We start from the raw sequence: 25,919 nt of genomic DNA, 5'->3' as shown, positions 1-25,919 counted from the left end.
TTTTGTTTAAATCTTTAGTTAATTTGGTCAACTATTCAATACTTTTATACGTTTAATAGAAACTAATTGATAATTTTCCAAAAATGCACAAACTACTTATAACCTTATTTTCTCTATTAATTACCACTTTAGTTTTTTCACAACGTGAGAAAAATGGTGACTATACTGTTGCTGGTCTTAATGAAATAGTAAATACCTATACTACACTTTCTGCAAGTGTTAATGCATCAAATAATTCAATTTCTGTTGCCAATAACAGCTTGACAGGTGCTAATTTCTCTGGTGCTTTGGAAGCTGGAGATTTATTGCTGATTTATCAAGTACAAGGTGGGAAAGCAGATGCTAGTGATTACCCAACAACTGCAGGCTGGGGAGATGTTGTAGTACAATTTTCTTGGTTCGACCCAGGAGTTAATAATGGTGTGAACAACTACATTGAGTTCGGTGAAATGATAAATTATAAAAATGTGGGGATCTTTGAATTTGTGGAAGTTCTTTCTGTGAGTGGAACACAAAACATTACTTTAACTTGTCCTCTAACAAAAGATTTTGTCGCTGGAATTGAAAATAATAAAACACAAGTAATTCGTATTCCTAGATTTAACAATTTAGCTATTCCTAACAGTACAAGTATAACGACGCCAAGTTGGAATGGATCAATTGGAGGAGTAATTGCAATTGAAGTAAACGGAACTTTAAACATAACTGGAACTGGTGAGATTTCTGCCGATTCAACTGGTTTTAGAGGAGGATTACCTGTAAATAACGGTGCGGCGGCTGGAAGTGCAGGAAGCATTTCAAATATTAACGACAGAGGATATTTAGGATCGCAAAGTGCTTCCGAAGGCTCAGAAAAAGGTGAAGGTATAACAGGAGGTTCAATTGAATACGACGTTCTTCACACAAGGTATGGTTATGGTTCACTTGCTAATGGCGGAGGTGGTGGAGGTTACCACAATGCTGGCGGTGGCGGTGGTTCTAATGTAGGTGTAGGAAATTTTTATGGTTATGGAGTTGTTGATCAAGGTCCAGCAAATGCTTATAATTCAGCATGGAATTTAGAAGACCCAACAATGGTAGCAAATCCATCTTCAGGTGGAGGCCGTGGAGGTTATTCTCATTGTGAAATTAACAATAACCCATTAACAGTTGGCCCGCATAATGCAGCTTGGGGAAGTGATTATAGAAGAATTTCTGGAGGAGTTGGAGGACACGCTTTAAACTATACATCAGATCGTATATTCTTAGGTGGAGGTGGAGGTGCCGGACACGGAAACGATAACTTCGCTGGAATTGGTGGTGCTGGAGGAGGTGCTGTATTCTTAAATTTATATGGAAATATTACTGGTGACGGCAAGATTACTGCCAATGGTGGAAATGGGGAAAGTGCGGAAGGTAATCAACCTGGAACTTTCTCAACTTCTAAAACTGGAGATGACGGAGCTGGCGGTGCAGGTGGTGGTGGAGCTATATTTATCAAAAACATTAATTCAATTCCCACAACTTTTAATCTAGAAGCAAAAGGAGGAAATGGAGGAGATCAGATCTTAAAAAGAGGTGGTTTAAATACTTCTAACCAAGCTGATGGACCAGGTGGAGGAGGTGCAGGAGGATTAATCTCTTATTCACTTGGAACACCAAACGAAAATGTAACGGGTGGAATAGCAGGTGTTACAAATTCAACTTATGTAGCTAACTTTCCTGTAAATGGAGCCACCGGTGGAGCAGCTGGAATGGCTTCTCAGTCAACAACTGTTTTTGATATCGTCTTAGTTGATGACACAATATGTGAAGGTCAAACAACTACCTTAGTAGCAAATATCACAGGGAATTTTGGTACGTCACCTTCATTAACTTGGTATGATGCAGCAGTTGGCGGAAGTATAGTAACTTTTGGAACTACATATACTACTCCCGCTTTAACAACCACAACAACTTATTACGTTGGAACTTGTCCTGGAACTTTCAGAACACCTGTAACTGTTGTTGTATCGCCTCAAATTATAATTGTTGGAACTCCACCAACTATTTCTGATGAAACTTGTGCTGGAAACGATGGCTCAATCACAGGGTTAACAGCTTCTGGTGGAATTGGTCCATTAACGTTCGATTGGAATGGAAATAGTTCAATTTCAGAAGATTTAAATAATGCAATTGGTGGAACATACACTTTAACAGTAACAGATATAGCAGGTTGTTCTGAAACAGCGGGTCCTTTTACAATTGTTTCATCTCCTGGACCAATAATCGATGTTTCAAACATGGCAATCACCAATGAAAGTTGTATCGGAAATGATGGGAGTATAACAGGAATTACATTTACTGGTGGCGCTACTCCTTACACTTTCCAATGGAATGGAAATGCATCAACGAATACAGATCTTACAGGAGCAATTTCTGGGAATTACACTTTAATAGTTACGGATAATAATGGCTGTGCGGCAACAGTTGGACCATATTCCATCACTGCGAATAATTCTATTTCTATAGACGAAACAAATATTTCAATCATTAGCGAATCTTGTAATGGAACTGATGGATCAATAACAGGAATTACTGTCACTGGAGGAACAGGAACGCTAACTTATAGTTGGTCTCCATCTTCAGCAACCACACTTGATTTGAATTCAGTTTCAAGTGGGAATTACACCTTAACAGTGTCAGATGCTTCGGGATGCTCAGCTACTTCTGGACCGCATACCATTAATCAAATCGGAGGGCCAACTTCTGATGATGCTAATATTTTAATCACAAACGAAACATGCGGATTAGGAAATGGAAGTATCACTGGAATTACAACAACAGGAAGTGGATTAACTTATGTTTGGTCTCCTTCTGGTGGAACAGCAATTGATGCGAGTAATTTGTCAAATGGAATATATACTTTAACAATTACTGATGGTGCGGGATGTTCAGCTTCTGCAGGGCCTTATACCATTACGAATTCAGCCGCACCAATTGTAGATATTAGTAATATAGCAATTGTGAATGAAAATTGTGCTGGAAATGATGGGTCTATAACAGGAATAACTTTTACTGGAGGAGCAACACCATTTACTTTCGATTGGAATGGAACAGCAACGACTTCTCAGGATTTGAATAACGCTACAGCAGGGAATTATACGCTGACAATAACTGATAATAATGGATGTACAGCCACTGCGGGTCCTTTTAATATTGCAGCTGCAATACCAATTGTGATTGATGAAACGAATATGGTTATTCAAGACGCATCTTGTAATGGAAATGACGGAAGCATCACAGGGATAAACGTGTCTGGTGGTACAGGAACATTGACATACAGTTGGTCAACGGGTGGAAATGCTGTTGATCTTTTAAACATAAATAATGGGACATTTACATTAACAGTTACTGACGGGTTGGGTTGTTCTGAAACTTCAGGACCACATATTGTGAATCAAATTCCAGGTCCAACAGTAGATGCTGCTAATGTTATTGTTGAAGATGAAACTTGTAGTTTAGGAAATGCGAGTATAACTGGTATTACAGCGACTGGAAACGGTTTAACTTATGCTTGGTCACCATCTGGTGGAAATGCTTTAGATGCAAATAACCTAAGTGGCGGAACTTATAATTTATTGATTTCAGATGCTTTCGGATGTACGGTTTCTGCTGGACCTTTCACAATTATCAACACTCCTGCACTTATAGTTGATGTAAGCGGAGTTAGTGTGAATCCAGAAGACTGTATTGGAAATAATGGAAGCATAAATGGGATAATTGTTTCAGGAGGTACAGCACCATACAATTACAATTGGGGAAGTACAGTTACGAATTCACCTAATTTATCAAATGTAAGTGGTGGAACCTATACTTTAATCGTGATTGATGCAAATGGGTGTTCTTCTACGGTTGGTCCATATACAATTCCAGGACTCGATATCCCAGATGTTATGATTCTCACAGCAGATCAATCCATTAATAAAGGTGATTCTGTGCAACTTCAAGCGACAGTTACACCACCAACTTCAAATTTGTTTTGGAGTCCTGCAGATGGATTGTCTTGTGTAAATTGTGATGATCCGTTAGCATCTCCAAGCGTTTCAACTTGGTATGTGGTAACCGCAATTTCCTTGGATGGTTGTATTGAAAGTGATTCAATTTTTATAGCCGTTGAAAATCCTTGTGGAAATGTTAAAGTACCTACTGTTTTCTCTCCAAATGGAGATGGATTGAATGATGAGTTTTGTGTTTTAGGAAACTGTCTTCAATCGATGAGGTTGCAGATTTTCAATAGATGGGGAGAGGTTATTTATGAAACCACAGAGGTAACTGACTGTTGGAATGGAACTTTTAGAGGAAAACCTGCAGGAACTGGAGTTTATGTATATAAGCTTAGAGGTGTTGATAATAAAGGGATAGTTGTCGAATTGGCAGGAAATGTTAATTTATTACGATGAAAGACAACTTAAATTACGATTGAATCGTTATATTTGATGTGATACTGTTAGTTTATAACTACATAAATTGATTTAAAACCATAAGAAACTATTATATGGACAGATCGAATGAGATACAAATAGATGCTAAAGGCATTTATAATGAACTGCACAATGAATTTACAGATCATGGCAATAATCTCATGGTTATGTCTCATTTAGGCGAGTTTTCTCAAGAACTTGTCAATAGTTTGTCTGAAGGTCTTGAATATATTATGGATCAACGAGAAGTGAAGAGAATAATTATCAAAAGAATGTTCTCGATTATGATTGAAGGTCTTCAAAATGTTCGTTTACACGGAAAAGCTAATCTGCTTAAAAAACAATTAGGACATGTCATGATAATTGAAAAAAACGGAATGTTTTCTGTTTCTTTTGGGAATATCGTTGATGAACAAGGCAAAAGCATCCTTACTAAACATTTGAACAAATTAAATAATATGGAGCTTTCTGAAATGAAAGGGTATTATTTAGATGTTTTAGGAAATGGTGATATGACTGATAAAGGAGGCGCTGGTTTAGGGTTTACCACAATAGCATTAAAATCAAAATCTAAAATTAATTTTCAATTCTTAGAATACGAAGAAGATTCTTATTACTTTGAAATGCGTATCGAATTGCTTTAAATCTAAATTCATATTCCCTAGTTACTAGGCTCATCTATTCCTAATCGCTCTTAATTCTTCAATTCGTAATTCCACTAATTCGTAATTGACTTTCCTCTGTGCCCTTTTCGAAAACTTCAGCGCTTTTGCGGTTAAATCCTCCACCAAATGTGAACAACTAAAACGCCCTTGATTCTTCAATTCGTAATTCCATTAATTCGTAATTCGTAATTGACTTTCCTCTGTGCCCTTTTCGAAAACTTCAGCGCTTTTGCGGTTAAATCCTCCACCAAATGTGAACAACTAAAACGCCCTTGATTCTTCAATTCGTAATTCCACTAATTCGTAATTGACTTTCCTCTGCGCCCTTTGCGAAAACTTCAGCGCTTTTGCGGTTAAATCCTCCACCAAATGTGAACAACTAAAACGTCCTTGTTTATTCAATTCGTAATTCCACTAATTCGTAATTCGTAATTGAAAACCCTTAATTGTTGATTCCCAAAATCAGTTTTCTTAAAAAGTTAGCAGCATACAATCCAGTTTTTTCAATGTTTCTTCCTCGGTGTTCTCCAAATAAATAGTGTTCTGTGAAAACGCCATCAGGAGTCGCAATAGCAATCCAAACTGTACCCACAGGTTTTTCGTCTGTTCCTCCATCAGGACCAGCAATTCCAGTTACTGCAATTGTGTAATCAACATTCAAAACTTTTTGACCACCCAATGCCATTTCTTTAGCTACTTCTTCAGAAACTGCTCCAAATTCCTCTAATGATTTTAATGAAACATTGGCTAACTTATGCTTTAAAGCATTTGAATAAGTAATCAATCCGCCTTGAAAAAATGCTGAAGATCCGCTTTTAGATATAAAAGAACTTGCTATTCCTCCTCCAGTGCAACTTTCAATAGTTCCTAAAGTAGCATTTTTAGATTTTAATAATTCTCCAACAGACTCAAAGATTGTTTCTTCATTCATTCCATAAACATATTGAGGAAGTTCTTTCCTTAGTTCATCGAAATAATCATTTATTTTACCTGCTTCTTCGTTGCCTTTTACTGAAGTTAAACGCAATTTAATCAATCCAGATGAAGGTAAGTAAGCCAAGTGTAATCCCTCTTTATAAATGCGCTCTTCCCAATTCTCAATTATCTCAGCTAAAAACGACTCTCCGATTCCTTGAAGCATTAAAGTTTGATGGTAGTTTCCTTTTATACCAAATGAAGATTTAATTCGTGGAATTACTTCTTCCTTGATAAGTGCTTCCATTTCGTAAGGAACTCCAGGCAGTGATACAAGAATTTTTCCGGATTTCTCGAACCACATTCCAGAAGCTGTTCCATGAAGATTATCTAAAATTAAAGCATCTTTGGGTAGCATCGCTTGTTGAATATTAGAATCCAGCATTTCTTTCCCTCTTTGTTCAAAGAAAAACCTTACACGTTCTAACACTTGCTTGTTTAATTCTAAAGTAGTGCCAAAATACTCAGTTAAAGTTTCTTTGGTAATATCATCATTGGTTGGACCTAATCCACCTGTCACAATTATGAAATCAGCTTCATTTATATATTCATCAACTGTCTGAAGAATGTCCTCTTTGATATCCCTTATCGTGGTTGCTTTGTAAACAGAAATTCCAAATTTACCAAGTTCTTGACCGAGCCAAGCAGCATTTGTATTTACTGTTTGACCAATTAGCAATTCGTCCCCTATACTTATAATCCCAGCTTTCATAAACTTCGCTTGTTTTTAGAAATAAAAAAGTAAAATTATTCGTAAGTTTGACAAAAACCAATCGAAATGAATAAAGTTATCAAATCATTTGCTTTAAGTGTTCTATTATTGACATTTTCATCATGTGATGTATTAAATAGTGCTGCTGAAACTATTTTAGAAACCTCAAATGAAGGTGAAGGACGAAAAAGGCTTTCAAATGAAGATGTTATTGCTGGATTAAAAGAGGCATTAACTGTCGGGATTCGCAATGCAGTTGACGTAACAGCAATTACAAATGGATTTTTAGAGAACAATGAAATTAAACTTCCTTTTCCAGAAAGCGCAAATGCAATGAAGGAAAAAGCAATGGAGTGGGGATTGGATGCTCAAGTTGAAAAGGTCGTTACAACTTTAAATAGAGCGGCAGAAGATGCTGCCAAAGAAGCTGCGCCAATTTTTATTCAAGCAATTAAAAATATGACAGTTCAAGATGGTTTTGCTATTTTGAATGGAGGTGAAGGTGCTGCTACAGATTTCTTGAGAAGGAACACAACCAATGAACTTATTGTGGTTTTTGCTCCAAAAGTTCAGACTTCAATTGAAAAAGTAAAGTTGACAGAATACTGGGAGCCAGTTGCAACACGTTATAATCAAGCCATGTTTTTTACTGGTGGAGAAAAAGTAGATACTGATCTTAATAATTATGTTACAGAACGCGCTATTGATGGTTTATTCACAATGGTTGCGAAGGAAGAAAATAAAATTCGTAAAGATCCTGCGGCTCGTGTTACAGAATTATTGGAACGCGTTTTCGGTTCATTATCGAACTAAATATTACATCAAATAAAAATATTTTTATGGCTGATTTTTTACCATCCGAGTTAGTAATTACCCCAAAAGGAGGCGTTTATCATTTAGATATTTGTCCAGAAGACCTTGCAAGAAAGATTATTATTGTTGGAGATCAAGACCGTGTTGAATTGATCTCAAATTATTTTGATGAAGTAACACACAAAAGTCAGCACAGAGAATTTGCTTGTCATACCGGAACTTTTAAAGGGAAAGAGCTTTCAATTATTTCTACTGGAATTGGAACAGATAATATAGACATCGTAATCAATGAACTTGATGCTTTGGTAAATATTGACTTGAAAACAAGAAACGAGAAAAACGAAAAAATTTCTTTAGAAATAGTTCGTTTAGGAACGTGTGGAATTCTTCAAGATGAAATTCCAATTGATAGTTTTATATTGTCTACACATGCTTTAGGAATCGATAATGTAGGTCATTTCTATGAACGTAATGTTGATGCTGAAACTAAGAAGTTAGAGCAAGAAATTGAAGGAAAGGTAAAGCTTCCAAAGTATATAAAACCATATTTGACAAAGGCATCTGAAAGATTGAACAAGCGCTTAGATAATCCTCAAATTGAAAAAGGAATTACTGTTACTAGTTCTGGTTTCTATGGCCCACAAGGCAGAAGATTAAGGCTTCCGCTTGTAGAAACAGAAATGCTTGACTCTTTTAGCGATTTCAAACATGATGAAATTCGTTTTTCGAATCTTGAAATGGAATGTTCTGCGTTATTTGCTCTTGGATCTGCGCTTGGACATGAAACAACTGCTATTTGTCTCGGTTTGGCGAATCGCAGAAAGAAAGAATTTACTACTAATTATGAGACAAAAATCACTGAACTCATTGAATATGTTTTGGACAAAATTTAAGCGTAAGAATCTATATTTTTTATTTTCAATTATTCTATTTTCAGCGGCTTGTTCCTCTGGTAATTCAGAGAATGATAATAAATTAGCCAGTGAGAAAACTGAAGAAGAATCTTTAACTGAAGAAGAAAAAATTATTCGTCAAGTAGAAAATATCTTGGAAATAACTGCTGCCGAAGATTATGATATTCAAATTCAGTATAAACATATCGATCCTGATACATTGAAAGATGCCTTGATTCTAGTCAATAGGAAAGAATATGGACATCAAAAAGCCAAAAACAACAATACGGAACGTTTCTTTGAAAAAACTGGACATACTGGATTGTATAATTTTGTATTTCTGAAATTAGGAGGAAGCGATAAAATTATCTCAACAACTCCAGTGGGTTCAAATGCCGATTATCCCTTGACTGTTCGTTTTTTAGAATTGACTTCGAAGGCACACAAAGATTTCGTGGTGGAATACAGGATTAGAAATAGTGTCCACAGAAATTACTATACCGTTAGGAATGATAAAATGTTCTTGACCTTTAGTTGTCCTGTATTTGATGGTGTTGGATCACCAAACCCTCGAGTTTATGATATTCAACACCCAACAAGTGAAGTGAGAATAGCAAAGGATATTGCCATGTATGAAGGTAAAATCGTAGATTATAATATTGACGAAATTGAAAACATCAATGAATACACTCCAAAAGAAATCATAAGAGATGGAGATCTTTATGTTTACTTTATTTTTGACGATAAAAAAATGAAGTATGTTACGCCGATGGGTGAAGCAGAGTAGTAGGATATTGATTTACAATTCATATTCCCTCAATTACTAAGTCGTCAACAATTATCACCTTTCCAAATAAACCTCCAATTCCTCAACCAATTCATTCACTCTGGATGGTTTTGTCATAAAAGCTGTGGCACCATTTTTCAAACACCTATTCACATCATCAGGATTACTGGAAGTTGAATAAATAATGATTGGTTTATATTGGAATTCGGTTTGACTTCTTAAAAAGTTCAAGCAATCTATTCCATTATATTTCGGCATGTTAAGATCCACAAATATTGAATGAATATTTTTAGATTCAGATAAAATAAATTTTTCAGCTTTTTCGAAACTTGAGAAGGCGCTTAATTGATATTTTGGAAAGTGCATATTAAGCACAGTTTGAAAGATAAGCTGGTCGTCTTCATCATCGTCTATTAAAACACAAGTTTTTTTTGAATTAAGCATTTACTTACTCTTTCGTTATATCACAAAACTAAAAGTAATAAAAAAGATTTACTTTCTCCATTTATCAAAATCTGTTCTTAAAGAAATCATGTTATTGAATCCAGCACTAGAAAAAATGAATAAGCCATAATCAACAGTGAATCGCTTAAAATTCATTCCAGCTCCAAAAGAAAAACCTCCCATTCCTGGACGATTCTGAACCAACATTTCTCGTCTTTGATTATAATCAAATGCACCTCTAATTCTAACTGTTTTACCAATTAATGTTTCTATTTGAACGATAAAGTGTCTACCAAGTTTTTCTCCAAAACTAGCCGTTTCAACGGGAATAAATTCTCCTGTTAATGGATCTGTTGTGGGCTCAGCATTTGGATCGTTGTATGTTAAATCCCATTTGTTTAAATGATGCGCTACAATAGAAAATCGAAATGGTGCATGTTCCAATTTATGGGAAAGTCCTAACATTGCTTGAACGGGTAGTGGAGCTCTCGTTTTTTCAGTATAAGTAGATAATTGTACCCCAGCATTTCTAACTACAGCAGAAACAGTTGTTCTTTCATTTAATGAGCGGTACATACCAGCTAAGTCTACAGAAATCCCCATAGAATTATATGATTCTAACTGCGACCAAATTAAATTAATAGTCGCACCAATAGAAATATTCTTGTTCAAAGTTCTACCCACACTTCCTCCTAAAGCAAAATCTCCTGCAGAAAAGGTTCCGATATTTTCACCGTTGACATCTGTTCTGTCCATTTTTCCGTAGGCAACATATCTTAAATGAATTGCCGCAGTTCCTACCTTATCAATGTCTTTAGCATAAGCAACCATTCCATGATTAATTCCTCCGGCTAATAAAGCTTGGTTGAAACCAATTGAATTGTCCATTTCAGAATTAAAGGAAGCTGGGTTTTGAATTCCCGTATTGATATCGTCATCATAGGCAGTAATAAACTTTCTACCTAGTGCTGCTGCTCTAGCATTATCGGGTAAATCCAAAAATGGAAATGCATTCGTACCACCCGTTTGTCCAAACGTTACAAAGGGAATTAAACAAAGGATAATTATTAGTCGTGTCATCTGATTTTATTCAACGCTTGAATTTATGAAAAATTGTAAGTTGTAAGTAAATAATGAGGAATTTAATTGATTTGAGAATTCAAGAATTCAAATATTCAAGAATTGAAAGGATAAACATTATACAGGGAAGTTTTTCAAAACGTCCGTTAATTACGTTAATGTATAATGTCATTCAAGGATTTCAAAAATTAAAAAAGCAAAATTATTATACTTGTAGATAAAGCCTACAGCCTAAAACGTACAACCTAAAGCTATTTACCTCGTCCACCCATTTCAATAACCTCCATGTTTTTAATTTCACCGTTATTCAAATCAAATCGCAAAAGTGTTTTCATACTGTGGAATCCATGGTTTCCGCAAGCACCAGGATTAAGCCACAACATTTTGAATCGTGGATCAAATTTTACCAATAGAATATGCGAATGACCACAAATGAATAGTTTAGGAGCACCATTTTGTTTTAATTCAGCCAATAATGGGGTGGAATACTTTCCAGGTTTACCCGCAATATGGGTCATTAATACAGCTACACCTTCACGTTCAAATCTTTGAAACTCAGGAAAACGTTGTCTAACCTCAGTATCATCAATATTTCCATAGACACCAACTAAAGGCTTGAACTCTTCGAGTTGATCAATGATTATTGGATCTCCAACATCTCCAGCATGCCAAATTTCATCCACATCTTTAAAGTATTCAAAAACACGCTTATCTAGAACGCTGTGTGTGTCGGAAAGTAAACCAATTTTCATAATTACAAATAAACGAAATGATCAGAGAATAAAGAACAAAAAAACTTCTGAATTATAATATCAGAAGCTTTTTAAATATTATTTCAAAAGTTATTTAATCAATTTCACTTTGTTTATCTTTCCATCAACTGAAGGAAGAAAAACATCTAAATAACATTTCTGATTGCTGAGAAAGTTTACTTTTTGGGATTCTTTAAAGTTGTTTTTAGCTTTTTTTGAATGGCTCTAGTTTAAAATAGTGTTGTTGATAAATCGTTAGTTCGTTGCTTAGATTTTATAATTCAATACTAATAATAGTTGAGCTGCCTTTTCAAGGCGCTGGATTGTTCGAGATTACATTCTAACCCAAGGCGATGCCTTGACTTGAAATGTATTGCCTCTTCAAGGCGCACTAATACTAAGATTTTTTTAATGGGCTGAAAGTCCAGATCATATCATCTGGATACATCGTATACAGATGGTAAGTGATGGCTATTTTAAGCGCACTGAAGGTGCAGCTCAATTTTTTAAACCTCATTTACTGTGTGAAATATATCTGTTTTAAACTAGAGCCTTTTGAATTGGACAACTCAAGAGCTAGTCGTGATTAAGTTTGTAATCCAAGGAGTTGACATTGAAATTAATTTTTGAATTTCTAAGCTCAATAGTTAGACACAAAATTTTCAAAATTTATGAGTTGACTTTTGCCAATGTGGTGTCCTGAGCTTGTCGCTGGAACTGATTACATTGATACTGAAATACATCTAGATAACATTCTTTTAAAATTCGATCTCTGATTAAGAGCATTTTTTTTGAATTAGAAAGCTCAAGAGCTAGGCGTGATTAATTTGATACCGATAGCCATCGTTACCAAGGATTTGACATTGAATTTGATTTTCTAAGCTCAATAGTTAGACACAAAATTTATGAGTTGACTTTTGCCAATGTGGTGTCTTGAGCTTGTCGAAGGAACTGATTACAATGATACTGAAATACATCTAGATAACATTCTTTTAAAATTCCATATCTGATTAAGAGCATCTTTTTGAATTAGACAGCTCAAGAGCTAGGCGTGATTATTTTAATACCGATAGCCATCGTTACCAGGGAGTTGACATTGAAATTAATTTTTGAATTTCTAAGCTCAATAGTTAGGCACAAAATTTTCAAAATTTATGAGTTGACTTATGTCAATGATTAATTTTTCAAAATTCTTGTAACGACACTATTGAGCTTAGAAAACAAAAATACTATACTTTTCCTAGCATTGCCTTCTTAACAGCCTCATCAGCAGGAGTCTTTCCTAACCAAATTGACCAAAGCGCTCTTTTGAATTCCAATCCTTTCGCTCCACCTAGGTGTTTTCCATTCATGTATGCCTCAACACCGCTTTCTGGTTTGTACAATAAAATCACTTCGTCTCCTTCTTTAAATTCTACATTAAAAAGTTTCATGAAGTCTTCGATTTCTTTTGGAGATGCTTTTCCGTCCGAGGAAGTAGCGAAACCTTCTTTAACTGTTTCAACGAATTTATCTCTGGTCACTTTATTCGATAGAATCTTTAAACGAATAGCCGATTCTTCATTTTGATCAATGATTGCTTGTGCATCACTTGTTCTTTCTGGAACATAAAGTGCAGCAACATATAAACTAAAGAAGTATTTTGTACGCAATCCAGCGCCGTTATATTCAACGACTTTATCACTGATTTTAAATTTTGTAGGGAACGTAGCTCCAGAAACAGTAACATTTTGAGCAGTTGCAGTAAATGAAAGGATCACTCCGATAAACAAGGCAACAATTAATTTTGATTTCATAGTTTTGATTTTAATGAATAATGTGTATTTTTAAGCAAATCTTATTCCAAATTTACAAAAAATATACTTATGAATAAACTATTTAGTCTATTACTCGGAACATCGTTTTTAATCCTTACTTCTTGTGGAGGTGGATGGTCAGAAGATCAAAAAAACATTGTTAAAAATGAATGTATCACAATGGGAGGTTATGATTGTGATTGTTATGTTACTAAAGCAACTGAAACATTCAAAAACCCAGCTGAATACAATAAAAAAGCTTCGGAATTAAACGAAAAGTTTGAAACAGCTATAGAGGAATGTGAAGTTCAAGTTGAAGAAAATGATGATAATTTAGAGTCTTTCTAATAATTGATAATTGTCAATTGATAAATTTCAAGGCTTGAAACTGACTCAGTGTGTTTACAGCAAAAGGATGAAGCAAATACACTAGTTGATTTTTGTTGTTAAACAATTAGCAAATTACCCTTTCTATTATCTGTTAATCCTCACAATAACTCTTTTACCAACTTGTTTTAAAAGAGTTATTGTGAGGATTTTGTTACTATTAAAAGCGGAATACAAATTAAATACTTAGCTGATAATACCTGATTACAAACCTTCTACTTAAATCTCCACAATTTCACGAAGTAGGGACTGAATATCCACTCCGTTAGTCATTTACAATTGACCATTAATAATTATTTAACCACCCAATTCATTTTTCCTCTTGGTGATTGATGGATAATGAAATTCAATTTTTTCTTTTGATCGCTTAGGAATACGTCTTGCCAAGTTCTCCGGTTTAAGTTTTTAGAGCTTGCCAAGTAAGAGATTTTACTATCAGAAACCCAAATTATAAAACTCTCCTTACTGCCGTTTATTTCTTCATCAATTCTAATTGAACTACATTTTGGACCAAAACAATCTAGCCAATTGTAAAAAGCATTAACTGTTTTTAAACTATCCCCAAATTCCCATTCAATGAAATGATAAGGAATACTGTCTTTCATAAAATAGGTCTCATCTTTATTTAGAAATCCCAAACGATTTGGCATAAAGAGCATTTCTCTTTCTTTTAAAATGTTTTCTTCATCAAAGTTTAGATCAGGGAATAATTGTAATAGAGTTTCTTGTGTTGGAGTTAATTCGTCGTCAATTAAATCCAAGGAATCATCGGAGTAATCATAATTTCCTTGAGCCTGAGGCAGAATTTCTTCAGAATTTAGAATCACATATTCAGTATTGTCTGAACATGAACTCCATAAAAGAGCAGTAAGAATTATTAGAATAATTTTATTCAATTGATTGACTATTAAATGTAATGAATACCAAATAAATTTCTCGCTCGTTTAAGTTCCGAAATTAACTTCGGACTTTAAAATTACAACTCTTTAAGAACGGAAATGGTATGATCTATATTGTTTGAGTCAATATCTAAATGTGTAACCATTCTAATTGTTTGCTCACCAAATGCCATAAAGTGTAAATCTTTCTCAGCGCATTTTGCAATAAGTTCAGCTACATCAATGTGATCAGCAAGTCGAGCGACAACAATATTTGTTTGAACAGGTAAAACCTCTTCTACCCAATTCAATTCATTTAAAGCCGTTTCCAAAAGCTTTGCATTGTGGTGATCTTCTTTGAGTCTTTCAATGTTGTTTTTCATTGCATAAAGTCCTCCAGCTGCTATGATTCCAGCTTGTCTCATTCCTCCACCTAAAACTTTTCTAGCGCGACGAGCTCTGTGAATAAAATCTTTATTTCCTAATAAAACAGAGCCAACTGGAGCGCCTAATCCTTTTGAAAGACAAATGGAAATAGAGTCAAATTGTGCTGCATATTCTTTGGGTGGAATATTATTTTCTACCAAAGCGTTAAACAAACGAGCACCATCTAAGTGGAGTGGAAGCTTATTTTCTAAACAGACTTTGCGAATAGCTTTTATTTCATTAAAATCATAAATAGCACCACCTCCGCGATTCATTGTGTCTTCTAAAGAAACTAAAGAAGTCAAAGGATAATGTGGATTGTTTGGATCTTTAATTCCACCAAGTACAGCTGCCGCAGTGATTCGTCCACGATCTCCTGGCAATAAAAGCACAGAACTGCCACTGTTTTTGGCAATTCCTCCACCTTCGTAAAAATAAATGTGAGCATCTTTTGAACAAATTACTTCATCGCCAGGACGACAATGTACATTGATTGCAATTTGATTGGTTTGTGTTCCCGAAGAACAATAAAGAGCTGCTTCCATACCGAAATAATCGGCCGCAAATTTCTCCAATTCATTCACTGTTGGATCTTCCTGAAAAACATCATCTCCAACTGGAGCGTCCATCATAAAAGCTTTCATCTCTTGAGATGGTTTGGTAACTGTATCTGATCTTAAATCTGTGTGCATATTTTATTTTTTTCCAATCACCATTAAACCATCACGAATTGGAAGTAAAACATTTTCCACGCGGTCGTCATCTTGTATTTTCTTGTTGAAGATTATTAATGCTTCTGTATCAATATCATTTTTCTTAACTGGCTCAATTACTTTTCCAGACCATAAAACATTGTCTGCTATCATGAATGCGCCTTTTGGTAAATCGTCAATCAATAAATCATAGTAATTCGAGTAATTTGATTTGTCGGCATCAATGAACACTAAATCGAAGTTTTTGTCCAATTTTGGAATAAGATCCATTGCATCTCCAACTTTCATTTCAATTTGATTAGAAAAACCAGCTGTTTCAACATAGTTTTTAACCATTTCTTCTAATTCGTAGTTGACATCAATTGTGATAAGTTTTCCATTTTCTTTTAATCCTTCGGCCATACAAATTGCTGAATAACCAGTGTATGTACCGATTTCAAGAATACGTTTAGGTTGAATCATTTTACTGAACAAGCTTAAAGTTCTTCCTTGAAGATGGCCTGAAAGCATTCTTGGTTGTAAAACGCTGATATGTGTTTGACGGTTTAGGTCGCTTAATATTTCTGACTCTGGAGAAGTATGTGCGTTGACATAATCCTCTAATTTTTCATCTAAAAATTCCATGTATCAAATGTACGAAAAAAAACAAAAAGGCAAATCATAAGCCGGGTCCTGTACACCATCCGAAGATGGCTGTTTGTCATTTATCTAGTCCCGACTTCACAGTCGGGATCCATCGACCTACCCTCCAAGTTAAGCGAGCAGCTCAATAACCTTGGTTTACATGGTCTTTCAGTCCGTAAGGTTTACCTAGCCGACAATGTCACCATTGAAGCGGTGAGCTCTTACCTCGCCTTTTCACTATGACCTCGAATTTGACTTCAAGGCTACTTATTTCTGTGGCACTATCTGTATTCCGATTGCTCGAAACCCTTCCCGTTAAGAAGTACGGTGCTCTATACTGCCCGGACTTTCCTCTCTCCCATTAAGGGACAGCGACAAACTGATTTGCCTTTTGTGCAAAATTAATGTTTATTTAATAAGAATCGGATTAAAACTTTGTCCTTTTTGTGAGATTACTTGAACAGTGTACATTCCTGACGTTAAATGAGACAAATCTATTGTTGTTGACAATCCTGAAGTAGCTTTTTCAAAAACTTGTCTTCCATCTGTACTAAAAACCTTCACAGTTTCAATAGATTCAGCAGTTTCTAAATTTAAAATTCCATTTGTTGGATTTGGATAAATTTTAGTCTCAAGCTCAGCAACATCTATATTAGCAGGTGGAGAGTTAATGTAGGTCGTTCTTGTAGGAACTTCATTGCCAAAAAGAGTTTCAGTTTCTATTTTTAAAACAGGTCTCTTTTTATTTTTCGCCCACCACTCATATTCGCTATTGATGCGATCAATTGGAAACCATTGTGCAATAGGACCCAGTTCTATATATATTGAATCTTGTTCATTGACAACATGTTTAATCCTTAAAACATCATAAGTTCCCCCTGGAGTTGTTAATTGACCATAACCGTCAACATCGCTTTGTCTCTTTCTATTCATTTTAATTCTTGCTTCAGTAGCCGGAGATAAGTTGATATCTGTATATCCAGTTGATGAATAACTATCTCCATAGTTAATTGGGAATTCATAAGCTGTTTCTATTGTATCACTTTTAAAACCTATTATCTGACCTTGAGCTTCTAAGCTGTATCCTGGAAAAGTCAACTCACTACTGTTAATTTTGATCATTCTATTTACAGAGTTGATTTGAATAGGAAGAAATCCTGTTAGTTCCTCAATTGGTAAACCATCAAATTTCTGAAAATAAGATGCTTTATATTCTGCAGGTGCAAAAGGACCAAATTGTATATTGATAATAATTCCTGCTGATGAAAGGGGGCGCGCAGATTCAAAAATATAATCACTTTCTGTTAAGTCAGAAAAGTCCCATGTTGAATTTGGACCTGAGGTTGAAAAATCTAAAGTTAAGTCTGTTGAAGTAGAAATCCCTACAGAATCACCGCTTTGAAGAAAGTCACTTTCATTAATTGTTATTTGACCATTTAGGCTAAAAGACATTAATGCTAAGACTGAAATTATATAATTTTTCATGAGTATGTGTTTATTTCCGTCAAAGTACGGAAAAATACTTTAAAACTATTTAATTTATCCAAGGTTTTGTTCCGTAAATGATTCATTTTGATTTCATGAACAGTCTTTTAGAAAAGCAAAACATTGACTATTTTATCAAATTAACTTTTAAGGATAACTGGCCATAAATTGGATTAGTGGTTGCAGATTCGTTAAAATATGCTCCATCTTTAATTCTACCAGAAATATTTGTTCCTGTTTTTAATCCTAAGGAAATCATAGGGGAGAACCTTTGTTCTATCCAAATATATCCTTGCGTAGAGAAGCTGTTCAATCCATCTCTATTTCCGAATTGTTTTTCTGTATTTACGAGGAGTTTATTTTCGTAATTGTTAAGTTCCATTGATGTGGTCAATAAGTAATTCACTTGTGCTCCAACACCAAAAGAGGTGTTGTTTAATTGATAACCCAGTTCCAATGGAATGTAAATATCAATTAAGCTTTGGTAAGATAAATCTTTTTGGAGCTTGACCACAATAATGTCATTGATCTCTTTTCTTTGAGAAACGATTAAATCAGCATTACTTGTTAATTGTGTTCCTAAACCTGTGCGAAATAAAACATTATTCATGTCAACTTCTAAATTCAATGATAGATCAAACAGACCAGATTCATAAGGACGGCTTGTTTTGTAATTCTCCATTAACCCACCACTCATCTTAGTATAAAGAGAATATTTTGGTCTTTCTTTTATTTCAGAATCTGAAAGTGCAATGTCATTTTTAGCATTTTGAGTCAACGTATAAGCTCTTGTAAAAGGTAAATTCAATATGATGTCATGTCCTTTTTTAGCGTTCGCTTTTCTAGAATTAGATATTTCAGTGTTGATATTTGAGCTATTATTTGCTTTTACCGATGCTTCTGAATTACCATTTACTTGATTGTTCTTTATTCTTGAATCAGATGAATGGGATTTATTCGAACCAATAACTGCTAAATTGCTGTTGTTCTTAAATGAATTATTTTTTATTTGATTTTTATTTATTCTAGAAGTATTTTGATTTTCGCCAACATTATTTTGACTTTCAAGATTACTGTTGATTTGATTTCTCTTGGTGTTATTACTATTTGCTAAAGAAAGTTCTGCGTTTTCAATTTCATTTGTTGCGCCTTGACTTGTTTGATTGCTGTTTTCATCTCTTTCAACAGTTGAAATTCTATTCGCTAATAAATTTTCATTATAAATATTCAAATTCATTTCTTCTCTTACATAGCGTTCTTTTTCAATTGAATTGTCCATGTTTAGTGTGAACAATGAAAGGAAAAGTACAGCAAAAGCCGCTGAACCACCAAGTGCCCAAAATATGAAAGCTCTTTTCTTGCTGTCTTTGGCATTGAGCATAGAATTCATTTCTGCCCAATAAGCCGAATCGTATTGTGGTGCTGATTCTGTATGAGCAGCATCACTAAACAATTGATCAATATTTTTATTTTCTTCACTCATATTGCTAAATTCTGCAATTTAATTTTTTCTTGTTTCTCCAATAATACCTTGAGTTCCTTTCTTGCGGTAGATAAATGCCACTTTGAAGTTCCGTCTGACATTTCCATTATTTCACCAATTTCTTTGTGCGTGTATCCTTCAATCACATAAAGAATGAAAACACGTTTCGTTGATGGTTTTAAATAATCGAGTAACTTCATGATCGTTGCTTCTCCAAAATTACTTTCGGCATCATTAACAACACCTTCAGAATGATATTCTAATTCTCGTTCTTGGTTTCGCTTACTGATTTTTTCTCTGTACTTTCTATTCTTACGGTATTCGTCGATTAAAGTATTTGTCATCACTCGTTTTGCCCAAGCAGCAAAAGGAACTTCTTCTAAATCTAATTTTGGAAGATTGTCGATAATCTTAATAAAAGCCACGTTATAAGCTGCACGAGCATCTTGCTCATTGTTGTGATAACGTTTACATATCGGAATCAAGAACATAAAACAAGCTTCGTAGAGCTTCTCTTGTGCTTTGCGCTTGTTTTTCGAACAAGCCTTGAGTAGTTTGACATCGATATGCATGTAGTTATTGACTCTTCTTATGTTTTCTTCGTTCTCCAAATTACTAAGAATTATGTATTTGAACTATTTTCTTCTTATAGAACGGAATTTATGGTCTAGAGGTTGGTAAAATTGAATAAAATTTTGAAACTTAGCATTTCTTAAAAATAATAAATAATTCCATGAGGCTATATTTACTCCGTCACGGTGATGCGGAAATCAAATCATCAACAGGAAAAGACTTTGATAGAGGACTTACTGAATTGGGAATTAAGCAAATTGAACGCGTTAAAAAAAGGTTCATTCAAGAAGCGGAAGGAGTAGAATTTACTGTTTTTTGTTCAGCTGCTAAAAGGACTAGAGAAACTTGGGGGATTTTAGCTTCTGCAGTTGTTGTTGAAGAATTAGAATTTCTTGATGAACTTTATTTAGCAGATCGAGCGCATTTACTTAATTTCCTATGGAACGTAAATCATCCAACAAATGATATCCTGTTAATAGGTCACAATGAGGGAATTTCTGAATTAGCTTCTTACTTACTAGATGACCGCTATCTTTTACCCACCAGTGGATTGTTAGTGATTGCATTTCCAGATGCTGAAGATTTAAGCGAAACTGGTTTAGGAACAGGGGTAAAGGTGAGTAAATGTTTTCCAATAGAAGAGTGAGGATAATTATGAATGTTGAATTATGAATGTTAAATCCGTCAGTTGTCGTAAAAGTTGTTGAGTTATGAATTGGATGATGGGATTGTATTATTGATGCTCTTTTTTAATATGTCACTGACAATTCTATTTGAAAGCTCTTTTATTCCATAAGCCGAATTTATAATTTTGGTATTGTTTACGCTCCTTAAGTTGAAGTTATCTATTACTTTATCGTTACAAATTATTGCGGTATGATTTTCTGTTTCGGTGTAGTTGTGAGAAAAACCTGATTTGTATTCAAATTCTGAGAGTGTATAGCTGATAATTCCAGTTTCAGGATGGAAATAGATGGCTTCTCCGCTACTTTCATGCTGAGAAATATACCTGTTCAATTCGATAAGTTTAATTCTATTTTGATTGTCGGTGTAAATCAATAAATCAATAATGTTGCTTTTGGGTGATGCTAATTCTAGTTTATATGAATGGCTTAATTCTGAGTTGGAACTTGTTTCAAAAACATTGTTCTGATTTTTATTCTGTTTTTCTTTAATGAATAAACTTTTTGCATCACCAGCTACTATATTCCTCCATTTTAAAAAGTTGGAGAGTTCAGAATCTGTACATTCATTTTTTAATAGAATAGGAGCGTCGGAATCGAAGTTTTTAACTTGGCTTGTCCGATCACTGACGGATATTTTATTTCCCTTATAATCAAATGTCAGTTCTTTTGAATTTAGTAAATCAGCAGAAATGACATTAATGTGAGAGCTGTAATAAATGTAAGCTACGAATAGAACAAGCAATATTGTTATTGAAGTTAGGAATCTTTTACTATTAAATCCTTTCATGATATTTATTCATGTGTTAAAAATAGTGTTGTGCTTTAGTTTTTACCATTTCATTCTTTGAGCTTAGCTATTGTCAGTAATTTTCTTCCAATTAGTATTGAAAAAATAATCCAGGGAATTAAAGAAATTAAAGAAAAAACCAATCCTATTGTTCCTGCTGTTGACGGTATAATCATAAATATCCCTGCAATCAGTCCCCAAGCCGCTGTAGCCTTGTTGAAAATATTGGATTTATACATTGTCTTAGAAATTATTAATAGCGTTATAGTATTAAACACATAATATACATCAAAAGCAGTTCCCTTATATCTTTCTAGCAAGCCATGACCAATAGCCAGTAACTGTTGCCTAATCTCAATGGATTCTGTTGAGTGATATTGTTTACTTAAAGACATCATTTCAAAACCTATAGTTGAGACATAGTAAACCGCTATTCCTATAAATCCAAAAACCAACGCTATAAGCATATCTGCATAATTATCTTTTCTTAATGCCGCAAACAAACCGAGGTATACTAGTATTAAAAGAGCATTATTAATGTAGTACAAAAAATCAAGACTCAATAAACCAATTACCCAATTATCATGAAATAAGTCGATAAAAGCTATTGTTGTATCAGGTGGCGGAAATACAGTGAAAATTAATATTTGTATAGGGATAATGAATACTATTACTAAAGCTGCGACCCCACCTGCTTTATACAATTTAACCCAATTATATTCTTCATTCATTTGCGGTACATCTAACACAGTTTTTTTTAATCCCGTTTTTTATTCATGGCTGACTAATTTCGCTTAAGTAAGCAGTAATTTGCTTCTCATCTTAAATGAAGCACAACGGTTCGATATACACGATTGCGTACATTCAGCCTGTATATTTCTAATCAAATTTAATTATTCCTTCGGACTTTCTAATGCATTGAATAGATTTTTAATTTTTACTTCTTCTTTATATAGCCAACCAAAATAGTTTCGGTCTACCAAAAAAAAATGGTCATTGAATTTCTTCAACAACCATTTCTATATTAAAATATTATTTTGAATCTTACAAATTCAAAGCTCCATTAACTTCACGCACTTTTTCTGCTGCTTCGTTAAATTTAGCTCTTTCGTCGTCAGATAATTCAATTTCTATGATTTCCTCAACACCGTTTTTACCGATTAAAGCAGGAACTCCAAAGCAAATGTCGTTTAGTCCGTATTCACCTTCTAAGTAAAGAGAACAAGGGAACATTTTCTTTTGGTCACATGCAATAGCTTGAACTAAAGCAGAAACCGCTGCACCTGGTGCATACCAAGCAGAAGTACCTAATAATTTAGTTAAAGTTGCACCTCCTACACGTGTTTCTTGTGCAACAGAAGCTAATTGCTCATCGCTTAAGAATTGAGTAACAGGAACTCCGTTTCTAGAAGCTAATCTTGTTAATGGAACCATTCCAGTGTCACTGTGTGCACCGATTACCATTCCGTCAACGTCAGAAATTGGGCATTCTAAAGCTTCTGCTAATCTGTATTTGAAACGAGCACTGTCTAAAGCTCCACCCATTCCAATAATTCTGTTTTTTGGAATATTCGTTGCTTTGTGCACTAAGTAAGCCATTGTATCCATTGGGTTACTTACCACAATAACGATAACGTTTGGTGAATGAGCTACTAATTGTTCTACAACAGTTTTAACAATATTGGCATTTGTTCCAATTAACTCTTCTCTTGTCATTCCTGGTTTTCTTGGAATACCTGAAGTGATCACCGCAACATCTGAATTAGCCGTTTTTGAATAATCATTGGTAGATCCAACAATTTTCGTGTCAAATCCATTTAATGATGCAGTTTGCATTAAATCCATTGCTTTTCCTTCAGCAAAACCTTCTTTGATATCTAAAAGGCAAACTTCTGCTGCGAAATCTTTCATCGCGATATATTCTGCACAACTTGCTCCTACGGCACCTGCTCCAACAACTGTTACTTTCATTATAATATAATTTTATTTATGGTAGAAAATTCTAATTACGAAATTACGAAATTTATCAAAAAGAGTGATAGATATTTGGGAATAATTATCAATTTGTTAAGGTTTTACAACAACTTGAGTAAAATTTTTAAAATTCATTTGAATATACTTTATGAAATCAGTTTTATCTCCTTTCTCACTTTAAAATATTTGAAAGAAGAAAATTCTTAGATTTGGGGTCTATCTTTTTACACAAAAAATATCAAAATTAAAGAACTTTAAATTAAAAAGGCAACCCCAAGAACTATTAAACGTTTTTAAAATGAAACTACAGTGGAAGACGATCAGCTCAGAGAATTAATTAAAAGGTGTGCCGAGCAAGAAAGAAGTGCTCAGGAGCAGTTATTTAAGCTTTTCTATGGGAAGATGATGGGAGTTTGTATGCGATATACGAAAGATCGAGACAGAGCCCAAGAAGTTGTTCAAGAGAGTTTTATAAAGGTCTTTGATAAGCTAGGAGAATTTGATTTTAAAGGTTCATTTGAAGGATGGGTTCGGAGAATTATGGTAAACGCATCAATTGATGCAATTCGTAAAAGAAACCGCCAACCCTTTTCTACAGATGAAGAATATGTTTTCAACGATAGAAGTTCTGTACAAGAACATGATTTTGATGAAGATATTACTAAAATCAAAGCAGAGTATGCTTTGGAAGCAATTCAAGAATTGTCGCCTGCATACAGAACTGTTTTTAACTTGTTCGTGATAGAGAATTATTCGCATAAAGAAATTGCGCAAATTCTTGATATCAATGAAGGAACATCGAAGTCAAACCTAGCTAAAGCAAAGCAGAATTTAAGAAAGATATTAAGTGAGAAATTTGTCAATATAGACCATGAAAGATAATTTAGAAAATGCATTCAAAAACAGCTTAGATCAGTATGAGGTTTCATACGATCCAAAAGCTTGGGATGCTGTAAACACGAAGTTAAATGCGAATGCCGCTGCTGGAAATAGTGCGCTTTCTAGTGCATTGAAATGGGTTTTAGCAAGCGTATTATTAGGAACAGTTGTAACAGGATCTTATTTCCTTTGGTACAATGAAGATAATTCAGCAACGCAACAAACTGCAGCTATCGAAAATGATAATGCTGCTGAAAACTCAGCGAATAAGGAACAAGCGAATAACAATGAAGAAATTCTTGTTAGTGAAAACTCAGAAGAAGTTAGTGAGCATAATTTGAAAGAAAATTCGAATATTACTGTTCCGATTGTTTCTGAGACAGAGAAGCAAGCACCTAATAAAAAGGATGTAAAAGAAGTCGAAAAAGTTGAGAAGGTAAAATCAGATGAAAATGAAATTATAAAAGGAACGAAATCAAATGCTGTGATTCCTAATAAAGAGGTATTCATTTCAGCTAATTTTGTTTCAGGAAAACTTTCAGCTAATGCAATATGTTTAGGAGAAGTTATTGAAATCAATAACTCATCGAAAAACGATAAAGTTCGTTTCCAAATCAATGGTGAATGGATCAACTTGAATTCTGGTAAGTCCTATTTATTTAAGCCTAGAGCATCTTCTATTATCCGATTTGTAGATGATAATAACGTCTTGATTGAATCGAAGTTTTTCACTGTAAATGAATTGCCAACTCCTGACTTTAATTTCGAAGCTAACATTTATGAAAAAGGAATGCCAGTTGTAATAGCAGAGGCTTTCGGAGATTTCGTAAACTATTCTTGGGAATTTAATAAAGAAACGGAAAGATCAGGTGCGATTGTTAGACATCATTTCTTCGATAAAGGAGATTATGAAGTAACTTTAAATGTGAAGGACATGAATGGTTGTGAAGCTTCAATAGCAAAAACTGTTCGTATCAGAGATAAGTTTAATTTAATGGCAGTGGATGCATTCAAACCGAATGGTTCAGATGTAAGAAACAGAACGTTTATGCCTTATTCTTTAACCGAAAGAGAAGTAAGTTTCCAACTGACAATTGTAGATCCAATTGATAATGGTGTTGTATTTACTTCAAGTGATGCTGAAACAACATGGGACGGAACAGATCAAAGAACTGGAAAATTATCACCAAGTAATAAAGCGTTTATTTGGAAGGTTCAGATTTTTAATCCAGCGCCAAATGAGCGTCCAATCTACGCAGGAACGGTTGTCCATAACTAGTTTTTGTTTATAAAGTCGAATATCTGCGTTGCAAATATTTTTGAAAGCAGTCATTGATAAATGTCAACTCCTTGGATTTCAAAAATACCTGCGCCTTAATATTCGACTTTCTAATTCAAAAACAGGCATAAATGATTTTATAGAAAGCTTCAGGATACGTCTTGAAGCTTTTTTTATATTAAGTAATGGAATGAATGAAAACTTAGGATTGCATCCTTTGGTAATGCACCATCCGCCAGTCGAAGGATTTTAAATAGAATTTTCAAAATAGCTATGGATTAAAATTCATGGCTATTTTTGTATTTAATCCTTTTGGGAAATTGTTTTTAGGAATAGATTCAAATCTTTTAAAGTGAATTTCATGATGATTTAAGAATGTTTATCAT

23 protein-coding genes and 1 other RNA gene are annotated in these 25,919 nt (G+C 34.3%); 9 read left to right on the top strand and 15 right to left on the bottom strand.

The window, feature by feature from the left end; translation table 11 throughout:
- Positions 1-83 precede the first annotated feature (83 nt).
- Both ERX46_RS10575 and ERX46_RS10570 read left to right on the top strand, forming a co-directional pair.
- Positions 84-4,421 (top strand): T9SS type B sorting domain-containing protein, encoded by a 4,338-nt coding sequence (locus tag ERX46_RS10575; protein ID WP_130093837.1) that lies wholly within the window; start codon positions 84-86, stop codon positions 4,419-4,421.
- Positions 4,422-4,516: 95 nt separating this feature from the next.
- On the top strand, positions 4,517-5,086 hold the full coding sequence (locus ERX46_RS10570) for a SiaB family protein kinase (RefSeq protein WP_130093836.1): 570 nt from the start codon (positions 4,517-4,519) through the stop codon (positions 5,084-5,086).
- Between the two features lie 463 nt (positions 5,087-5,549).
- On the opposite strand, the gene ERX46_RS10565 is transcribed toward ERX46_RS10570, so the two are convergent.
- Complete coding sequence (locus ERX46_RS10565; protein WP_130093835.1) at positions 5,550-6,794, bottom strand: competence/damage-inducible protein A; 1,245 nt, start codon at positions 6,792-6,794, stop codon at positions 5,550-5,552.
- 66 nt (positions 6,795-6,860) lie between these two features.
- Here ERX46_RS10565 and ERX46_RS10560 point away from each other — a divergent pair, with 66 nt between their 5' ends.
- From ERX46_RS10560 to ERX46_RS10550, 3 genes are read left to right on the top strand one after another with little or no spacing between them, the layout of a single operon-like run.
- Entirely contained in the window at positions 6,861-7,607 is a 747-nt protein-coding gene (locus tag ERX46_RS10560) for a DUF4197 domain-containing protein (protein WP_130093834.1), read from the top strand.
- Positions 7,608-7,633: 26 nt separating this feature from the next.
- Positions 7,634-8,500: a nucleoside phosphorylase gene (locus tag ERX46_RS10555; protein WP_130093833.1), complete on the top strand. Its 867-nt coding sequence runs from the start codon at positions 7,634-7,636 to the stop codon at positions 8,498-8,500.
- Positions 8,481-9,287, top strand: coding sequence for a hypothetical protein (locus ERX46_RS10550; protein ID WP_130093832.1), 807 nt, complete (start codon positions 8,481-8,483; stop codon positions 9,285-9,287). The genes ERX46_RS10555 and ERX46_RS10550 overlap by 20 nt, the downstream gene beginning before the upstream one ends.
- A 54-nt stretch (positions 9,288-9,341) precedes the next feature.
- Here ERX46_RS10550 and ERX46_RS10545 read toward each other — a convergent pair whose 3' ends face one another.
- The 4 genes from ERX46_RS10545 to ERX46_RS10530 all read right to left on the bottom strand — a co-directional run bounded on the left by ERX46_RS10545 (position 9,342) and on the right by ERX46_RS10530 (position 13,359).
- Positions 9,342-9,731 (bottom strand): response regulator, encoded by a 390-nt coding sequence (locus ERX46_RS10545; RefSeq protein WP_130093831.1) that lies wholly within the window; start codon positions 9,729-9,731, stop codon positions 9,342-9,344.
- Positions 9,732-9,779: 48 nt separating this feature from the next.
- A complete protein-coding gene (gene porQ, locus ERX46_RS10540) occupies positions 9,780-10,811 on the bottom strand; it encodes a type IX secretion system protein PorQ (RefSeq protein WP_130093830.1) in 1,032 nt (343 codons plus the stop codon).
- Positions 10,812-11,062: 251 nt separating this feature from the next.
- Positions 11,063-11,563, bottom strand: a complete 501-nt coding sequence (locus ERX46_RS10535; protein ID WP_207214159.1) for a metallophosphoesterase family protein — start codon at positions 11,561-11,563, stop codon at positions 11,063-11,065.
- Positions 11,564-12,792: 1,229 nt separating this feature from the next.
- Positions 12,793-13,359, bottom strand: coding sequence for a chalcone isomerase family protein (locus ERX46_RS10530; protein ID WP_130093828.1), 567 nt, complete (start codon positions 13,357-13,359; stop codon positions 12,793-12,795).
- A gap of 69 nt (positions 13,360-13,428) precedes the next feature.
- Between ERX46_RS10530 and ERX46_RS10525 the strand changes: the two genes are divergently transcribed.
- Complete coding sequence (locus tag ERX46_RS10525) at positions 13,429-13,707, top strand: hypothetical protein (protein ID WP_130093827.1); 279 nt, start codon at positions 13,429-13,431, stop codon at positions 13,705-13,707.
- Between the two features lie 332 nt (positions 13,708-14,039).
- On the opposite strand, the gene ERX46_RS10520 is transcribed toward ERX46_RS10525, so the two are convergent.
- From ERX46_RS10520 to ERX46_RS10490, 7 genes are all read right to left on the bottom strand, one after another.
- Positions 14,040-14,642: a hypothetical protein gene (locus ERX46_RS10520; protein ID WP_130093826.1), complete on the bottom strand. Its 603-nt coding sequence runs from the start codon at positions 14,640-14,642 to the stop codon at positions 14,040-14,042.
- An 80-nt stretch (positions 14,643-14,722) separates the two neighbouring features.
- A complete protein-coding gene (locus ERX46_RS10515; RefSeq protein WP_130093825.1) occupies positions 14,723-15,742 on the bottom strand; it encodes a threonine aldolase family protein in 1,020 nt (339 codons plus the stop codon).
- 3 nt (positions 15,743-15,745) lie between these two features.
- A complete protein-coding gene (locus ERX46_RS10510; protein ID WP_130093824.1) occupies positions 15,746-16,387 on the bottom strand; it encodes an O-methyltransferase in 642 nt (213 codons plus the stop codon).
- Positions 16,388-16,409: 22 nt separating this feature from the next.
- An RNA gene (rnpB, locus tag ERX46_RS10505) (RNase P RNA component class A) lies at positions 16,410-16,778 on the bottom strand.
- Positions 16,779-16,795: 17 nt separating this feature from the next.
- Entirely contained in the window at positions 16,796-17,872 is a 1,077-nt protein-coding gene (locus tag ERX46_RS10500) for a T9SS type A sorting domain-containing protein (protein WP_130093823.1), read from the bottom strand.
- 127 nt (positions 17,873-17,999) lie between these two features.
- Positions 18,000-19,355 (bottom strand): hypothetical protein, encoded by a 1,356-nt coding sequence (locus ERX46_RS10495; RefSeq protein ID WP_130093822.1) that lies wholly within the window; start codon positions 19,353-19,355, stop codon positions 18,000-18,002.
- Positions 19,352-19,966, bottom strand: a complete 615-nt coding sequence (locus ERX46_RS10490; protein ID WP_130093821.1) for an RNA polymerase sigma factor — start codon at positions 19,964-19,966, stop codon at positions 19,352-19,354. The genes ERX46_RS10495 and ERX46_RS10490 overlap by 4 nt, the downstream gene beginning before the upstream one ends.
- 122 nt (positions 19,967-20,088) lie before the next feature.
- Between ERX46_RS10490 and ERX46_RS10485 the strand changes: the two genes are divergently transcribed.
- Entirely contained in the window at positions 20,089-20,574 is a 486-nt protein-coding gene (locus ERX46_RS10485; protein WP_130093820.1) for a SixA phosphatase family protein, read from the top strand.
- A gap of 62 nt (positions 20,575-20,636) precedes the next feature.
- Here the strand turns inward: ERX46_RS10485 and ERX46_RS10480 are convergent, their stop codons facing one another.
- From ERX46_RS10480 to mdh, 3 genes are all read right to left on the bottom strand, one after another.
- Positions 20,637-21,401, bottom strand: coding sequence for a hypothetical protein (locus tag ERX46_RS10480; RefSeq protein ID WP_130093819.1), 765 nt, complete (start codon positions 21,399-21,401; stop codon positions 20,637-20,639).
- 50 nt (positions 21,402-21,451) lie between these two features.
- Positions 21,452-22,132 (bottom strand): DUF4386 family protein, encoded by a 681-nt coding sequence (locus tag ERX46_RS10475; protein WP_130093818.1) that lies wholly within the window; start codon positions 22,130-22,132, stop codon positions 21,452-21,454.
- A 313-nt stretch (positions 22,133-22,445) separates the two neighbouring features.
- Positions 22,446-23,372: a malate dehydrogenase gene (gene mdh / locus ERX46_RS10470; RefSeq protein ID WP_130093817.1), complete on the bottom strand. Its 927-nt coding sequence runs from the start codon at positions 23,370-23,372 to the stop codon at positions 22,446-22,448.
- Positions 23,373-23,684: 312 nt separating this feature from the next.
- Here mdh and ERX46_RS10465 point away from each other — a divergent pair, with 312 nt between their 5' ends.
- Complete coding sequence (locus ERX46_RS10465) at positions 23,685-24,257, top strand: RNA polymerase sigma factor (RefSeq protein ID WP_130093816.1); 573 nt, start codon at positions 23,685-23,687, stop codon at positions 24,255-24,257.
- Positions 24,247-25,533, top strand: a complete 1,287-nt coding sequence (locus ERX46_RS10460; RefSeq protein WP_130093815.1) for a PKD domain-containing protein — start codon at positions 24,247-24,249, stop codon at positions 25,531-25,533. Before ERX46_RS10465 ends, ERX46_RS10460 begins: the two co-directional genes overlap by 11 nt.
- The last annotated feature ends 386 nt before the right edge of the window (positions 25,534-25,919 follow it).

The organism is Brumimicrobium glaciale (assembly GCF_004152935.1).
In the GTDB taxonomy this organism is placed as follows: domain Bacteria; phylum Bacteroidota; class Bacteroidia; order Flavobacteriales_D; family Crocinitomicaceae; genus Brumimicrobium; species Brumimicrobium glaciale.
Note: the sequence above shows the minus strand (reverse complement) of the source record. Positions and strands in the feature narration are given on the sequence as shown.

Coding starts and splice junctions, on each gene's coding strand:
- ERX46_RS10575 (WP_130093837.1), top strand. CDS start 84: ATGCACAAACTACTTATAACCTTATTTTCTCTATTAATTACCACTTTA.
- ERX46_RS10570 (WP_130093836.1), top strand. CDS start 4,517: ATGGACAGATCGAATGAGATACAAATAGATGCTAAAGGCATTTATAAT.
- ERX46_RS10565 (WP_130093835.1), bottom strand. CDS start 6,794: ATGAAAGCTGGGATTATAAGTATAGGGGACGAATTGCTAATTGGTCAA.
- ERX46_RS10560 (WP_130093834.1), top strand. CDS start 6,861: ATGAATAAAGTTATCAAATCATTTGCTTTAAGTGTTCTATTATTGACA.
- ERX46_RS10555 (WP_130093833.1), top strand. CDS start 7,634: ATGGCTGATTTTTTACCATCCGAGTTAGTAATTACCCCAAAAGGAGGC.
- ERX46_RS10550 (WP_130093832.1), top strand. CDS start 8,481: ATGTTTTGGACAAAATTTAAGCGTAAGAATCTATATTTTTTATTTTCA.
- ERX46_RS10545 (WP_130093831.1), bottom strand. CDS start 9,731: ATGCTTAATTCAAAAAAAACTTGTGTTTTAATAGACGATGATGAAGAC.
- porQ (WP_130093830.1), bottom strand. CDS start 10,811: ATGACACGACTAATAATTATCCTTTGTTTAATTCCCTTTGTAACGTTT.
- ERX46_RS10535 (WP_207214159.1), bottom strand. CDS start 11,563: ATGAAAATTGGTTTACTTTCCGACACACACAGCGTTCTAGATAAGCGT.
- ERX46_RS10530 (WP_130093828.1), bottom strand. CDS start 13,359: ATGAAATCAAAATTAATTGTTGCCTTGTTTATCGGAGTGATCCTTTCA.
- ERX46_RS10525 (WP_130093827.1), top strand. CDS start 13,429: ATGAATAAACTATTTAGTCTATTACTCGGAACATCGTTTTTAATCCTT.
- ERX46_RS10515 (WP_130093825.1), bottom strand. CDS start 15,742: ATGCACACAGATTTAAGATCAGATACAGTTACCAAACCATCTCAAGAG.
- ERX46_RS10510 (WP_130093824.1), bottom strand. CDS start 16,387: ATGGAATTTTTAGATGAAAAATTAGAGGATTATGTCAACGCACATACT.
- ERX46_RS10500 (WP_130093823.1), bottom strand. CDS start 17,872: ATGAAAAATTATATAATTTCAGTCTTAGCATTAATGTCTTTTAGCCTA.
- ERX46_RS10495 (WP_130093822.1), bottom strand. CDS start 19,355: ATGAGTGAAGAAAATAAAAATATTGATCAATTGTTTAGTGATGCTGCT.
- ERX46_RS10485 (WP_130093820.1), top strand. CDS start 20,089: ATGAGGCTATATTTACTCCGTCACGGTGATGCGGAAATCAAATCATCA.
- ERX46_RS10480 (WP_130093819.1), bottom strand. CDS start 21,401: ATGAAAGGATTTAATAGTAAAAGATTCCTAACTTCAATAACAATATTG.
- ERX46_RS10475 (WP_130093818.1), bottom strand. CDS start 22,132: ATGAATGAAGAATATAATTGGGTTAAATTGTATAAAGCAGGTGGGGTC.
- mdh (WP_130093817.1), bottom strand. CDS start 23,372: ATGAAAGTAACAGTTGTTGGAGCAGGTGCCGTAGGAGCAAGTTGTGCA.
- ERX46_RS10460 (WP_130093815.1), top strand. CDS start 24,247: ATGAAAGATAATTTAGAAAATGCATTCAAAAACAGCTTAGATCAGTAT.